This is a genomic window from Pseudomonas sp. TE12508 (assembly GCF_056279485.1).
This window is the reverse complement of the sequence record NZ_JBWCCN010000028.1, coordinates 1-13,687: the sequence shown is the minus strand read 5'-3', so window position 1 is coordinate 13,687 and position 13,687 is coordinate 1. Positions and strand designations below refer to the sequence as shown.

The following is a 13,687-nucleotide window of genomic DNA, read 5'->3' as shown; positions in this document are numbered from 1 at the left end:
GATGAACAGCGTGGCCGCTCCTCAAACCCCTGCCAGCGGCTCGCCGTTGCGCCGGTTTTCGAACGTGCTGTACCGGCGGCCGAACCTGTATCTGTCGCTGCTGCTGGTGCCGCCGCTGCTGTGGTTCGGTGCGATCTACCTCGGTTCGCTGTTGACGTTGTTGTGGCAAGGCTTCTACACCTTCGATGACTTCACCATGACGGTCACGCCCGACCTGACCCTGGCGAATTTCACCGCACTGTTCCAGCCGTCGAACTTCGACATCATCCTGCGCACCCTGAGCATGGCTGTCGTCGTGTCGATCGCCAGTGCGGTCGTGGCGTTCCCGATCGCCTACTACATGGCGCGCTACACCAGCGGCAAGACCAAGGCGTTTTTCTACATCGCGGTGATGATGCCAATGTGGGCCAGTTACATCGTCAAGGCGTATGCCTGGACTTTGCTGCTGGCCAAGGGCGGAGTGGCCCAGTGGTTTGTTCAGCACCTGGGGCTGGAGCCGGTGTTGCAGTTCGTGCTCGGGATTCCGGGCGTCGGCGGCAGCACCTTGTCGACCTCGCATCTGGGGCGGTTCATGGTGTTCGTCTACATCTGGCTGCCGTTCATGATCCTGCCGATCCAGGCCTCACTGGAACGCCTGCCGCCGTCCTTGCTGCAAGCCTCGGCGGACCTTGGTGCCAAGCCGCGTCAGACCTTCATGCAAGTGATTCTGCCGCTGTCGATTCCGGGCATCGCCGCCGGTTCGATCTTCACCTTTTCCCTGACCCTGGGCGACTTCATCGTGCCGCAACTGGTGGGCCCGCCGGGTTACTTCATTGGCAGCATGGTCTACGCCCAGCAAGGAGCGATCGGCAATATGCCGATGGCGGCGGCCTTCACGCTGGTGCCGATCGTGCTGATCGCCATTTACCTGTCCATCGTCAAACGTCTGGGGGCTTTCGATGCGCTCTGATACTTCATCTCAAGATCGGGCATCCCTGGGCCTGCGCATCGCTGCCTGGGGCGGGTTGGTGTTCTTGCACTTCCCGATCCTGATCATCTTCCTTTACGCCTTCAACACTGAAGACGCGGCGTTCAGCTTTCCGCCCAAGGGCTTCACCCTGAAGTGGATCGGCGTGGCGTTCTCCCGGCCCGACGTGCTGGAAGCGATCAAGCTGTCGTTACAAATCGCGGCGGTCGCCACATTGATTGCGCTGGTCCTGGGCACTCTTGCGTCGGCGGCGTTGTACCGGCGGGACTTCTTCGGCAAGCAAGGCATCTCGCTGATGCTGATCCTGCCGATTGCCCTGCCCGGGATCATCACCGGGATCGCGCTGCTGGCGACGTTCAAAACGCTAGGGATCGAACCGGGGATGTTCACCATCATCGTCGGCCACGCGACCTTCTGCGTGGTGATCGTCTACAACAACGTCATCGCCCGCTTGCGCCGCACTTCATACAGTTTGATTGAGGCCTCGATGGACCTCGGCGCCGACGGCTGGCAGACCTTCCGCTACATCGTCCTGCCGAACCTCGGCTCGGCGATGCTGGCCGGTGGCATGCTGGCGTTTGCGCTGTCGTTCGACGAAATCATCGTCACCACCTTCACCGCCGGCCATGAACGCACCTTGCCACTGTGGCTGCTCAACCAGCTCAGCCGCCCACGGGACGTGCCGGTCACCAACGTCGTCGCGATGCTGGTGATGATGGTGACCATGTTGCCGATCCTCGGCGCTTATTACCTGACCCGGGGCGGGGAAAGCGTTGCGGGCAGTGGCGGGAAATAACGGACAACTCATTTCCAAGGTGGAAACCGGATCCTGTGGGAGCGGGCTTGCCCGCGATAGCGGTCTTACAGTCGACATTTCAGTTGAATGTCAGTCAGTCATCGCGGGCAAACCCGCTCCCACAGGGGGCCGGTTTCAGCAGGAACACATAAGCAGCTTCGATGAGGACATAGCCATGCAAACCAAACTCTTGATCAACGGCCAACTCGTCAATGGCGACGGCCCCGCCCAAGCCGTGTTCAACCCGGCCCTGGGCCGTGTGCTGGTAGAAATCAACGAAGCCAGCGAAGCCCAGGTCGACGCCGCCGTGCGGGCCGCCGACAACGCCTTCCAAGCCTGGTCGCAAACCACGCCGAAAGAACGCTCGTTGCTGCTGCTCAAACTCGCCGACATCATCGAAGCCCATGGCGAAGAGCTGGCCAAACTGGAGTCGGACAATTGCGGCAAACCCTACAGCGCCGCGCTGAACGACGAGATTCCGGCGATTGCCGACGTGTTCCGTTTTTTCGCCGGCGCCAACCGTTGCATGAGCGGCGCGCTGGGAGGGGAATACCTGCCCGGCCACACCTCAATGATCCGCCGCGACCCGGTGGGCGTCATTGCCTCCATCGCGCCGTGGAACTACCCGCTGATGATGGTCGCCTGGAAAATCGCCCCGGCCCTGGCCGCCGGTAATACCGTGGTGCTCAAGCCGTCGGAGCAAACCCCGCTGACCGCCCTGCGCCTGGCAGAACTGGCGTCGGACATCTTCCCGGCCGGTGTACTTAATCTGGTGTACGGCCGTGGTTCTGCAGTCGGTACCGCACTGGTCAATCATCCGAAAGTGCGCATGGTGTCGCTGACCGGCTCGATCGCCACTGGCTCGAACATCATTTCCAGCACCGCCGGCAACGTCAAACGCCTGCACATGGAACTGGGCGGCAAGGCACCGGTGATCATCTTCGACGATGCGGACATCGACGCCGCCGTGGAAGGCATTCGCACCTTCGGTTTCTACAACGCTGGTCAGGATTGCACCGCCGCCTGCCGTATTTACGCGCAAGCAGGCATCTACGACCAGTTCGTCGAGAAGCTCGGTGCGGCCGTCAGCAGTATCAAGTACGGCTTGCAGGACGATCCCTCGACGGAGCTTGGCCCGTTGATCAGCGCACAACATCGCGACCGCGTGACCGCGTTGGTCGAACGTGCCATGGCGCAACCACACATCCGTTTGATCACTGGCGGCAAAGCGGTGGAAGGCAATGGCTTCTTCTTTGAGCCAACGGTGTTGGCCGACGTGCAACAGGACGACGAGATCGTGCGCCGCGAAGTGTTCGGGCCGGTAGTGTCGGTCACCAGGTTCACCGATGAAGCGCAGGCGCTGGCCTGGGCCAACGATTCAGACTACGGCCTGGCGTCATCGGTCTGGACCACGGACGTCGGCCGCGCGCATCGCCTGTCCGCCCGCTTGCAATACGGCTGCACGTGGGTGAATACCCACTTCATGCTGGTCAGCGAAATGCCCCATGGCGGTCAGAAACTGTCTGGTTACGGGAAGGACATGTCGATGTATGGGCTGGAGGATTACACCGTTGTGCGGCACGTGATGTTCAAGCATTGAAAGCTTCGCGGGCAAGTCGGATCGCCGCACCGCTCGCTCCTACAGGATTTGCGCAATCTCTGTGAGAGCGGGCTTGCTCGCGAATGGCGCTGTCTCCCTGCACCTCGTACAAAAACAGGAAATTCCTACAGATAGAGCCTTCCAGAAAAGGCAACGATTCCTACAACAAGCGTCGCCAGAGTAGACTTGGCGCCGCGAGCGCCTGAACGATAGGCTTTACCTCGTCGCTGCCAAATCAGCGACCCGGGGTCGAAGCCGGAACATCATCAACATGGCGCATCCGCGCCCCCATATGAACTGGGGCAATTTTTGCCTTTCAGCTTCGCTTTATGGTGGGCCGTGTGGCGCGGGCCTCTCGGCTTACATGTTGATCGAGAATGTTCCGACTTCGAACGCCGCGCGGTCCGCCACCCCAATCTGTCGAAGGATTAGTGGCGGCTTCCTTTTCAACATGGAGTCGAAAAATGCTTGAGCACACGCTAAATCCCTCTGAAATCCATCCTCATTACACTCCTACTGTCTTCACCCGCCACAATCGCTTCCTCCACGCCTTCATGCAGGACAACCAAGCCTGGTTCTGCGTCCAGGACCTCGGTCGCCTGATGGGTCGACCGATGGACCAACGACTCACCCTGAAGCTCGACCCTGATCAACGCCAATATGTCTGGCTGCTGAAGAACGGCAAAACGACCGAGTCACTGATGGTTAGCGAATCAGGGATGTATGCCCTGCTCGTTCATCATTTCGTCCCGGAAAACCGAAACCTGCGCCAGTGGCTGAGCAACGAGGTCATCCCAATGCTGCGTGATTCGAAAGCGACATCTGTGGATAACATTCCCAGCCTGAGTTCGTTGCAATGGGCTGGGGTTTCTGTGCCGCTGCTGCATTGGCAGCATCAGGCCTGGATCAAGTGGCGGGACATGCCTGACCTGATGCAGGCACAGCGGCCATTCACGATTTGTAGCCGTTGAACTGATGCACAAAGGGACGGACTTTTACAGTCCGCCCCTCTGGTTTTCCAACATCACTCGATCTCCTACCGTTAAAACCGCGAAACACTGCGCATCGCATCCACCAGATACCGCATCGCAATCCGGTCATTCTCCGACAGCTCGCGATACCGCTCCACCAACTTCAACTCCTCCGAACTGAGCCGACGCCTTCGCCGACCGGTGGTCAGCCAGGGAAAGATTCCTAATATTTCAGTGATGCCTTGTACTTTCGACATGGACGATGTCCTTCTATACGTCAGAGAAAACTGCAAAACCGCATCGCCCTATCACTTTCAGCGGCCGTCTTGTACGCGCTGAACCCACCGGCCTGAAGGGCCGAAACCGGTCATGCCCATAGAATAGAAATTAAATCGGCGCTGAAAAGCGGTTTTTAGAGTAATTAGTCGAAAAAAGCAGATATGCCCTATAAATCAGAAAGTGTTGTGAGAAACGTTACCTGACATGTCTTGTTTCATTGCTGCGCTGTCGCGGTGCCATCAAACATTTTTGCTCTGCAACTGAACGGTTTAAGCTTATTGGCATCTGCTCTAAAGTCCGTTGCGTTTGGCCGAAGGCATGTCCGAACCGTTATTTCTGATCCAGCACGTGCCAGGAACGGCGCGGGATTGTTCACGACAGGTTGTACTTATGCACCGCAGGAATTTGCTCAAAGCCTCCATGGCCATCGCGGCTTACACTGGTCTTTCGGCCACCGGCCTATTGACCGCACACGCCTGGGCTGGCAGCAGCACGGCTGATGGCGACGCCGTGGCGTTCGACTTCGAAGCGCTGAAGAGCCAGGCCAAACAGCTCGCCGGCAAGCCTTATCAGGACACCAAACAGGTACTGCCGCCGACGCTGGCGACCATGACACCGCAGAACTTCAACGCGATCCGCTACGACGGCAATCACTCGCTGTGGAAGGACTTGAAAGGTCAGCTGGACGTGCAGTTTTTCCACGTCGGCATGGGTTTCAAGCAACCGGTGCGCATGTACAGCGTCGATCCCAAGACTCGACTGGCGCGCGAGGTGCATTTCCGCCCGTCGCTGTTCAACTACGAAAAAACTACCGTCGACACTAAACAGCTCAAAGGCGACTTGGGTTTTTCCGGGTTCAAGCTGTTCAAGGCCCCGGAACTGGATAAGCACGACGTGTTGTCGTTCCTCGGCGCCAGCTATTTCCGCGCGGTGGATGCCACCGGCCAGTACGGGTTGTCGGCCCGCGGCCTGGCGATCGATACGTACGCCAAGAAGCGTGAAGAGTTTCCGGACTTCACCAAGTTCTGGTTCGAGACACCAGACAAGGACAGCACCCGTTTCGTGGTTTACGCCCTGCTCGATTCGCCGAGCGCCACTGGCGCCTACCGTTTTGACATCGATTGCCAGGCCGAGCGTGTGGTGATGGAGGTCGACGCCCACGTCAATGCCCGCACCGCCATCGAGCAACTGGGCATCGCACCGATGACCAGCATGTTCAGCTGCGGCACTCACGAACGGCGCATGTGCGACACCATTCACCCGCAAATCCACGACTCTGATCGCCTGGCGATGTGGCGCGGCAACGGCGAATGGATCTGCCGCCCGCTGAACAACCCGGCCACCCTGCAATTCAATGCCTTTGCCGACACCGACCCTAAAGGTTTCGGCCTGGTGCAGACCGATCACGAGTTCGCCAATTATCAAGACACCGTCGACTGGTACAGCAAGCGCCCGAGTCTGTGGGTAGAGCCTACAACCGCTTGGGGCGAAGGCTCTATCGATTTGCTGGAAATTCCTACAACCGGCGAAACCCTGGATAACATCGTTGCGTTCTGGACGCCGAAAAAACCGGTCGCGGCCGGGGACTCCCTCAATTACGGCTACAAGCTCTATTGGAGCTCCCTGCCACCGGTGAGTACGCCTCTGGCGCGGGTCAACGCTACCCGTTCGGGCATGGGCGGTTTCATTGAAGGCTGGGCGCCGGGCGAGCATTACCCAGAGGTCTGGGCACGACGCTTTGCCGTGGACTTCACCGGCGGCGGACTGGACCGCTTGCCCGAAGGCGCGGGGATCGAGCCGGTGGTGACCTGCTCGAATGGCCAGGTGAAGGACTTCAACGTGTTGGTGCTCGATGACATCAAGGGCTACCGCATTACCTTCGACTGGTACCCGACCAATGACAGCGTGGCCCCGGTGGAGCTGCGGTTGTTCATTCGCACCAATGACCGGACGTTGAGTGAAACCTGGTTGTACCAGTACTTCCCGCCAGCGCCGGAAAAGCGTAAGTACACCTGAGAGTTAGTCGGGGTCTGAAATGGCCCCTTCGCGAGCAAGCCCGCTCCCACATTGGATCTCCATGAGACACATATTTTGTGTACGACAAAGATCAACTGTGGGAGCGGGCTTGCTCGCGAAGACGGCCGAACCGCCGACCAACATCCCGAACCAGAAATCAAAAAGCCCTGGTCAACACGACCGGGGCTTTTTGGTTTTTACAGCGGCCTTCTAGTCACGCAAATCCGATTCATGAATCGGCTGGTCGCGATGGGTAGCCCGCTGGTATTGCGCCGGCCAGACAGCCTTGTGCCCGCCCAGATCATCATCGGCATGCAGCGCCCAATACGGATCACGCAACAGTTCCCGGGCGAGGAAGATGATGTCGGCCTGACAGGTACGCAGAATGTGCTCGGCCTGGGCCGGTTCGGTGATCATTCCTACAGTGCCAGTGGCAATACCTGACTCCTTGCGTACGCGCTCGGCGAAACGGGTCTGATAACCGGGGCCTGTAGGAATCTCGGCGTTTACCGCCGTCCCGCCCGATGAGACATCGATCAGGTCCACGCCCAGATCTTTGAGGCGTCGCGCCAGCTCCACAGTTTCGTCGGGGTTCCAGCCATCTTCCACCCAATCGGTGGCCGACACTCGCACAAACACCGGTAACTCCTCAGGCCACACCGCACGCACCGCTTCGGTGACTTGCAGCACCAGCCGAATTCGATTCTCGAACGAACCGCCGTACTGATCGCGCCGCTGATTGCTCAGGGGCGAAAGAAATTGGTGCAACAGGTAACCGTGGGCGGCGTGTACTTCGACCACTTTGAAACCGGCGGTCAGCGCCCGTTTGGCCGAATCGACGAAGGCCTGAATGACGCCAGCGATCTCGCCCTCATCGAGCTGCTTGGGTGGTGTGTGCTGGGGGTCAAAAGCGATCGGCGAAGGGCCGACCGGGGTCCAGCCGCCATCTTCCGGCTTGACGCTGCCATGCTTGCCGAGCCACGGCCGATGCGTACTGGCCTTGCGCCCGGCGTGCGCCAACTGGATGCCGGCAACGGCGCCTTGGGCGGCGATGAAGCGCGTAATACGTTGCAAGGGTTCGATCTGTTGATCATTCCAGAGGCCGAGGTCCTGGGCGGTAATCCGCCCGTCGGCGGTGACCGCCGTGGCTTCGGTGAACACCAGACCAGCGCCGCCGATAGCACGGCTGCCGAGGTGGACCAGATGCCAGTCATTGGCCAGCCCATCGACGCTGGAGTACTGGCACATCGGGGATACCGCGATGCGGTTAAGCAGGGTCAATTGACGAAGGGTATAGGGTTCAAGCAGCAGACTCATGGGGCACCTCTCGAATCAGTGGGCAGGCTCCAGGGTTCTGTTTGAATAGTCGACGAGTGACAGGAAAAAGAGTGCAGCACCCGCCCCCGCGGGCAAAAAATTCGACAAGACGTCACAAGGATAATCAAGCAGTGCTTAGAGACTAGTCGACTTCGCGGGATGAGGGAGGGTTCAAGAAATGAAACACCCAAATTTGAGGTCCGGGTGATACCTGTGGCGAGGGGGCTTGCCCCCGTTGGGCTGCGAAGCGGCCCTGAAACTTGTAATCGAGTCCCTTCAGACAAACCACACCGAATGCGCTACGACTGCTTCGCAGCCGAACGGGGGCAAGCCCCCTCGCCACAAAGGCATCGTGCCGTTATCGCGGTTCGATGTGGGCAATCATCAACTGAACGGTCTCGTTCCCACGGAACTCGTTAAGGTCGAGCTTGTAAGCCAATTCAACCCACTTGATGGTCGGATTCGGCCAGATATCACGGTCGATACCGAAGGCAATGCCGTCAAGCTTCACCGAACCGCATTCACTTTTCAGCACCACTTTGAGGTGCCGTTCGCCGACCACCCGCTGCTCGACCAACTGGAACACCCCATGAAACAGCGGCTCCGGGAAGTGTTGCCCCCAAGGCCCGGCGTGGCGCAGGGCGCGGGCCAGTTCCAAGTGAAATTCTTCGACCGCCAACGTACCGTCCGACAGCAGGCGCCCGGTCAGGTCTTCTTCGCGCAGTTGCCTACGCACTTCAACGTCAAAGGCCTCGGCAAATAACGGAAAATTCGCTTCCGGCAACGTCAGGCCTGCCGCCATGGCGTGGCCGCCGTATTTGCTGATCAGATTCGGATGCTGCGCCGCGACCACGCTCAAAGCGTCGCGAATATGAAAGCCCTGAACCGAACGCCCCGAGCCCTTGAGCAGGCCATCGCCGGCATCGGCAAAGGCAATGGTCGGACGGAAATAGCGCTCTTTCATACGAGAGGCGAGGATTCCGATGACGCCCTGGTGCCACTCGGGATCGAACAGGCACAGACCGAACGGCATCGACTCCACCGGTAAATCCTTGAGCTGGGCCAGCGCCTCACGCTGCATGCCCTGCTCGATGGATTTGCGGTCCTGGTTCATGCCATCCAGCTGAGCAGCCATTTCACGGGCAGCACCCGTGTCTTCGGTGAGCAGGCATTCGATGCCCAGGCTCATGTCATCCAGACGCCCTGCAGCGTTCAGACGCGGGCCGAGGATGAAGCCAAGATCAGTGGAGGTGATGCGCGAATGGTCGCGCTTGGCCACTTCAAGGATCGCCTTGATTCCCGGCCGCGCGCGCCCGGCACGAATCCGCTCCAGGCCCTGATGCACCAGAATCCGGTTGTTGGCATCCAGCGGCACCACGTCGGCGACGCTGCCCAGTGCCACCAGGTCCAGCAGCTCGCCAATGTTCGGCTGCGGCTTGCTCTCGTACCAACCCAGGCTGCGCAAGCGCGCGCGCAGGGCCATCAGTACATAGAAGATCACCCCGACTCCGGCCAGGGCTTTGCTCGGAAACTCGCAACCCGGCTGGTTCGGATTGACGATGGCATCGGCCAACGGCAGTTCATCGCCGGGCAAGTGGTGATCGGTGACCAGCACCTTGAGCCCGGCCTTTTTCGCCGCTGCCACGCCTTCGACGCTGGAGATGCCGTTGTCCACGGTGATCAGCAGGTGCGGCTCACGGGTCAGCGCCACCTCGACGATCTCCGGCGTCAGGCCATAGCCATACTCGAACCGGTTCGGCACCAGATAGTCGACATGCGCCGCGCCCAACAGACGCAACCCCAGCATGCCCACGGTACTGGCCGTCGCCCCGTCGGCGTCGAAGTCGCCGACGATCAGTATCCGCTGACGTTGCTCCAGCGCCGTCACCAGCAAATCTACCGCCGCATCGATGCCTTTGAGCTGTTGATACGGAATCAACCGCGCCAGGCTCTTGTCCAGTTCAGCCTCGGACTGCACGCCCCGCGCCGCGTAAAGGCGGGTCAGCAGTGGTGGAATATCACCGAGGAACGGCAGGGTGTCGGGCAACAGGCGAGGTTCGATGCGCATGGGGTGACAGGTGCTTCTCTTGAATACGTAGGATAAAACCGGGTAACGCGGTTCAGTGGCGAATCAGCCGCGCTCACCGCTCAGCCATTGCAACTGCACTTCGTGCTGACCACGGTCGTCGGTGACGAAAATCGTTCCTTCGCTGATCATCACATCCCACTTGATAACGCGCGGCATGTCCTTGGCCAGGGTTTCCAGCACGTCCTGAGGCACAGCGGCGATGTGAACGTTTTTCAGGTTTTTGATCGCCGGGATCACTTTGGTTTCCCAGACCCGCAGGCTGCCGTAAGCCAGCAGGCTGGTGCGCTCGGTGCGGCGCGAGCACCAGGTCAGGCGATCGGCGTCTGGCTGACCGACTTCGATCCAGTGCAGGACACGATCATCCAGGCTCTTTTCCCACAGCGCTGGCTCATCCACGTCTGACAGACCGCGACCGAAGGACAGCTGTTCGTTGTACCAGAAGGCGTAGGCCAGCAGCCGCACGGTCATGCGCTCTTCGGTTTCCGAAGGGTGACGGGCGATGGTCTGCTTCACGTTCTCGTAGACGCTGCGGTCGAGGTCGGTGAGGTTCAGTTCAAACTTGTAGGTCGTGGACGGCTGGGCCATGAACGGGCTTCTTGATACGAGGAAAGGCGGCAAGTCTAACCGATGCAACAGGCAATCAACGAATTGAAGGCATCAACTTTGGGCGATGGACGTCGGCCTATGTTAAAACTCTGTATCCGCTCAGCCTTTGTCCTACAGGATTCAGCATGCCGTTTTCCAACAAACCGCTCTCCGGTCTGAAAGTCATCGAATTGGGTACGTTGATTGCCGGGCCGTTTGCCTCGCGTATTTGCGGCGAGTTCGGCGCCGAAGTGATCAAGATCGAGTCCCCGGACGGCGGCGATCCGCTGCGCAAATGGCGCAAGTTGTATGAAGGCACTTCGCTGTGGTGGTTTGTTCAGGCGCGTAACAAGAAGTCTTTGACCCTGAACCTGAAACACCCGGATGGCTTGGCGATTCTCAAACAGCTGCTCAGCGAAGCGGACATTTTGATCGAGAATTTTCGCCCCGGCGTGCTGGAAAAGCTTGGCCTGGGCTGGGACGTCTTGCATGCACTGAACCCGAAACTGGTGATGGTGCGGCTTTCGGGCTTTGGCCAGACCGGGCCGATGAAAGATCAGCCAGGCTTCGGCGCGGTCGGTGAGTCCATGGGCGGCCTGCGCTACATCACCGGGTTCGAGGACCGGCCGCCGGTGCGCACCGGGATTTCCATCGGCGATTCGATTGCCGCGCTCTGGGGCGTGATCGGCGCACTGATGGCCTTGCGGCATCGCGAGGTCAACGGCGGCTTGGGGCAAGTGGTGGACGTGGCGTTGTACGAAGCGATCTTCGCCATGATGGAAAGCATGGTCCCGGAGTTCGACGTGTTCGGCTTCATCCGCGAACGCACCGGCAACATCATGCCGGGCATCACGCCCTCCTCTATCCATACCAGCGCTGATGGCAAACACGTGCAGATCGGCGCCAACGGCGATGCGATCTTCAAGCGTTTCATGCTGATCATCGGTCGCGAAGACCTGGCCAACGACCCTGTGCTGGCCAGCAACGACGGACGCGACAGCCGTCGCGACGAGATTTACGGAGTGATTGATCGCTGGGTCAACTCACTGCCGCTGGACGCGGTGATCGAGCAACTGAACCAGGCCGACGTTCCGGCCAGCCGGATCTTCAGTGCCGAAGACATGTTCAGCGATCCGCAGTACCTGGCCCGGGAAATGTTCTTGCAAGCCAAGCTGCCCGACGGCAAGGACTTCAAGATGCCCGGCATTGTGCCAAAACTCTCTGAGACGCCCGGCAGCTCCGAATGGGTCGGGCCGCAGCTGGGTGAACACAATGCGCAAGTACTCCACGACCTTGGCTACGACCCGGCACAGATCGCACGGTTGCGTGAAGACGGGGCCATTTAAGCTGAAGCGCCTGCTTTCATCCGCAATCGATTACGCCGGCATCGGGCGTGTGCTGGCGGTGCTCGGGCTGTTGGCGGGGCTGATGTCCCCGGCCCTGGCGCAACCTAAAGAGCATTTGCTCTGGCTGCTGCGCGATCTGCCGCCCGTGACGATCTTCGAAGGCCCGAAAAAAGGCCAGGGGGTTATCGATCAACTGATGCCGCTGTTGATCGCCGGCATGCCGCAGTACGAACACACCCTGATGCGGGTCAATCGCGCCCGCGGCATGCAAATGCTCCATGAAGAATCCTTCACCTGCGACCCGTCGCTGATCTGGAGCAAGGAGCGCGAACAATGGATCGCCTTTTCCATTCCGGCCTTCCGGGCGGTCAGCAATGGGCTGGTGATTCGACGTGAAGATCGGTCGGTGTTGGAGCCCTTTCTCTTTGGCGATGAAGTCGATTTGGCAGCACTGTTGGCCAGCCGTCGAGAGAAAGTCGGTGTAGTGGCCGAGCGCCGTTACGGTCAGTTCCTTGACACACTGCTGCAACAGGCGCCGCCCGGCGCGCTGATGCCCCACTACGGCAACAACGCCCTCGGCAGTCTGTTGCAGATGCAGCGCCTGGGTCGTTTGCAGGTGGTCTTGGGTTACTGGCCGGAAATCCGCTATCAGGCTCGTCAGGAACATATTGCCGACGATCAGTTAGAGTTTTATCCGGTCAAAGGCACGGGCAAATACTTGTCCGGGTACATCGGTTGCTCGAATACGCCCCAGGGGCGACAGGCAATCAGTGAAATCAATCAGCTATTGCGCGCCCTGCCCCGCGAGCGCCTGGACCCGCTGTACGCCGACTGGCTCGATCCGCAAAGACGCAAGGACTACCTGGAAGAAACCAGGGCCTTTTTCGAGCGTCAGGCCGCGCAGTGACAAATCGCAGACAAAAAGAAACCCCGAGAAGTGGGGAGACGACTCGGGGTTAAACGTGGCCTACATAAAGACCAGTAGCAACAAGCTACAAGCACCGGAGCACAATGCTTGATCCTGCTGTTACATGGTCTGACTGACCTTGGCGCAGGAAGGTTCCCACAAAAAACAATTCAATTTCGGCTGGCCAGGATCTTGTCCTGCGCAGCATTGCGCAACGCCGCGATGACACAGGGCTCCAGGCGTCCTTCAGCGATCAGCACGTCACGGTGCAGCCCGTCGACGACATCCGTCAGCAGACGTTTATCGGTTAACTGGGCCTGATTGAACGTCCGTTCGACCACCGTAGCGCCGCTAGCACTTTTCAGTGTCACCAGACATTCGCCATGGGCACCCGATGGGGTCAACGTGACCTGATACGGGCTTAGAGCCTCACCGAGCAATAGACTGATACTTTCCATCTCGATCACCACTCAATAGTCCGAAAACAAAGTGCCTGGGGTGTGTCCACAGTAGATGACCACAGGCCCGAGAAGAAAGTTCTGGATTCCAACGGCAGGCGCACCGGCGCCTCTGGTAGATAGAGCATGCACGGTCAAGATGACAGTAAAAAAACAGCTGATTCATGCTTAATGCCAGATGCAGAACCTGTGGGAGCGGGCTTGCTCGCGAAGGCGGTGTGCCAGGCAATATTAATGTCGACTGACACTCCCTCTTCGCGAGCAAGCCCGCTTGTATGCTGGGACTTGAAGGGAGGAGGAGGGACAAAGCCCGATTCTGACTGTTGACGCAGTACAGATCCGTGGGAGATTTCGCC

At 59.4% G+C, this 13,687-nt stretch carries 12 protein-coding genes and 1 pseudogene; 7 read left to right on the top strand and 6 right to left on the bottom strand.

Annotated features, from left to right (window positions below; genetic code table 11):
- The first annotated feature begins 1 nt into the window (after nucleotide 1).
- The 4 genes from ACZ9IM_RS28755 (at nucleotide 2) to ACZ9IM_RS28740 (ending at nucleotide 4,334) form a co-directional block, all read left to right on the top strand.
- A complete protein-coding gene (locus ACZ9IM_RS28755) occupies nucleotides 2-949 on the top strand; it encodes an ABC transporter permease (RefSeq protein WP_063342605.1) in 948 nt (315 codons plus the stop codon).
- A complete protein-coding gene (locus ACZ9IM_RS28750) occupies nucleotides 939-1,763 on the top strand; it encodes an ABC transporter permease (protein ID WP_123498071.1) in 825 nt (274 codons plus the stop codon). The genes ACZ9IM_RS28755 and ACZ9IM_RS28750 overlap by 11 nt, the downstream gene beginning before the upstream one ends.
- A gap of 175 nt (nucleotides 1,764-1,938) precedes the next feature.
- Complete coding sequence (locus ACZ9IM_RS28745; RefSeq protein ID WP_063342604.1) at nucleotides 1,939-3,363, top strand: gamma-aminobutyraldehyde dehydrogenase; 1,425 nt, start codon at nucleotides 1,939-1,941, stop codon at nucleotides 3,361-3,363.
- Between the two features lie 464 nt (nucleotides 3,364-3,827).
- Nucleotides 3,828-4,334: a BRO-N domain-containing protein gene (locus ACZ9IM_RS28740; protein ID WP_123498063.1), complete on the top strand. Its 507-nt coding sequence runs from the start codon at nucleotides 3,828-3,830 to the stop codon at nucleotides 4,332-4,334.
- 71 nt (nucleotides 4,335-4,405) lie between these two features.
- On the opposite strand, the gene ACZ9IM_RS28735 is transcribed toward ACZ9IM_RS28740, so the two are convergent.
- Nucleotides 4,406-4,591, bottom strand: coding sequence for a hypothetical protein (locus ACZ9IM_RS28735; protein ID WP_123498061.1), 186 nt, complete (start codon nucleotides 4,589-4,591; stop codon nucleotides 4,406-4,408).
- Between the two features lie 412 nt (nucleotides 4,592-5,003).
- Between ACZ9IM_RS28735 and ACZ9IM_RS28730 the strand changes: the two genes are divergently transcribed.
- Entirely contained in the window at nucleotides 5,004-6,629 is a 1,626-nt protein-coding gene (locus tag ACZ9IM_RS28730; protein WP_427625676.1) for a glucan biosynthesis protein D, read from the top strand.
- A gap of 210 nt (nucleotides 6,630-6,839) precedes the next feature.
- Here the strand turns inward: ACZ9IM_RS28730 and ACZ9IM_RS28725 are convergent, their stop codons facing one another.
- The 3 genes from ACZ9IM_RS28725 to ACZ9IM_RS28715 form a co-directional block, all read right to left on the bottom strand.
- Nucleotides 6,840-7,946: an NADH:flavin oxidoreductase/NADH oxidase gene (locus ACZ9IM_RS28725; protein WP_427625675.1), complete on the bottom strand. Its 1,107-nt coding sequence runs from the start codon at nucleotides 7,944-7,946 to the stop codon at nucleotides 6,840-6,842.
- Between the two features lie 358 nt (nucleotides 7,947-8,304).
- A complete protein-coding gene (gene recJ, locus ACZ9IM_RS28720; protein WP_427625674.1) occupies nucleotides 8,305-10,014 on the bottom strand; it encodes a single-stranded-DNA-specific exonuclease RecJ in 1,710 nt (569 codons plus the stop codon).
- Nucleotides 10,015-10,077: 63 nt separating this feature from the next.
- Nucleotides 10,078-10,620 carry a YaeQ family protein gene (locus ACZ9IM_RS28715; RefSeq protein ID WP_095631726.1) on the bottom strand — a complete coding sequence of 181 codons (543 nt, stop codon included), beginning with the start codon at nucleotides 10,618-10,620 and terminating at the stop codon, nucleotides 10,078-10,080.
- Between the two features lie 146 nt (nucleotides 10,621-10,766).
- Between ACZ9IM_RS28715 and ACZ9IM_RS28710 the strand changes: the two genes are divergently transcribed.
- Both ACZ9IM_RS28710 and ACZ9IM_RS28705 read left to right on the top strand, forming a co-directional pair.
- Complete coding sequence (locus tag ACZ9IM_RS28710; RefSeq protein WP_427625673.1) at nucleotides 10,767-11,966, top strand: CaiB/BaiF CoA transferase family protein; 1,200 nt, start codon at nucleotides 10,767-10,769, stop codon at nucleotides 11,964-11,966.
- Nucleotides 11,947-12,873, top strand: coding sequence for a TIGR02285 family protein (locus ACZ9IM_RS28705; protein WP_427625672.1), 927 nt, complete (start codon nucleotides 11,947-11,949; stop codon nucleotides 12,871-12,873). The genes ACZ9IM_RS28710 and ACZ9IM_RS28705 overlap by 20 nt, the downstream gene beginning before the upstream one ends.
- A 170-nt stretch (nucleotides 12,874-13,043) precedes the next feature.
- Here ACZ9IM_RS28705 and ACZ9IM_RS28700 read toward each other — a convergent pair whose 3' ends face one another.
- The gene (locus tag ACZ9IM_RS28700; RefSeq protein ID WP_007897606.1) at nucleotides 13,044-13,331 is read right to left on the bottom strand and encodes a DUF3509 domain-containing protein; all 288 of its coding nucleotides are present in this window, start codon (nucleotides 13,329-13,331) and stop codon (nucleotides 13,044-13,046) included.
- Nucleotides 13,332-13,465: 134 nt separating this feature from the next.
- A pseudogene (locus ACZ9IM_RS28695) lies at nucleotides 13,466-13,687 on the bottom strand (hypothetical protein); the annotation flags it as partial.

Coding starts and splice junctions, on each gene's coding strand:
- ACZ9IM_RS28750 (WP_123498071.1), top strand. CDS start 939: ATGCGCTCTGATACTTCATCTCAAGATCGGGCATCCCTGGGCCTGCGC.
- ACZ9IM_RS28725 (WP_427625675.1), bottom strand. CDS start 7,946: ATGAGTCTGCTGCTTGAACCCTATACCCTTCGTCAATTGACCCTGCTT.
- ACZ9IM_RS28745 (WP_063342604.1), top strand. CDS start 1,939: ATGCAAACCAAACTCTTGATCAACGGCCAACTCGTCAATGGCGACGGC.
- ACZ9IM_RS28730 (WP_427625676.1), top strand. CDS start 5,004: ATGCACCGCAGGAATTTGCTCAAAGCCTCCATGGCCATCGCGGCTTAC.
- ACZ9IM_RS28715 (WP_095631726.1), bottom strand. CDS start 10,620: ATGGCCCAGCCGTCCACGACCTACAAGTTTGAACTGAACCTCACCGAC.
- ACZ9IM_RS28755 (WP_063342605.1), top strand. CDS start 2: ATGAACAGCGTGGCCGCTCCTCAAACCCCTGCCAGCGGCTCGCCGTTG.
- ACZ9IM_RS28735 (WP_123498061.1), bottom strand. CDS start 4,591: ATGTCGAAAGTACAAGGCATCACTGAAATATTAGGAATCTTTCCCTGG.
- ACZ9IM_RS28710 (WP_427625673.1), top strand. CDS start 10,767: ATGCCGTTTTCCAACAAACCGCTCTCCGGTCTGAAAGTCATCGAATTG.
- recJ (WP_427625674.1), bottom strand. CDS start 10,014: ATGCGCATCGAACCTCGCCTGTTGCCCGACACCCTGCCGTTCCTCGGT.
- ACZ9IM_RS28700 (WP_007897606.1), bottom strand. CDS start 13,331: ATGGAAAGTATCAGTCTATTGCTCGGTGAGGCTCTAAGCCCGTATCAG.
- ACZ9IM_RS28740 (WP_123498063.1), top strand. CDS start 3,828: ATGCTTGAGCACACGCTAAATCCCTCTGAAATCCATCCTCATTACACT.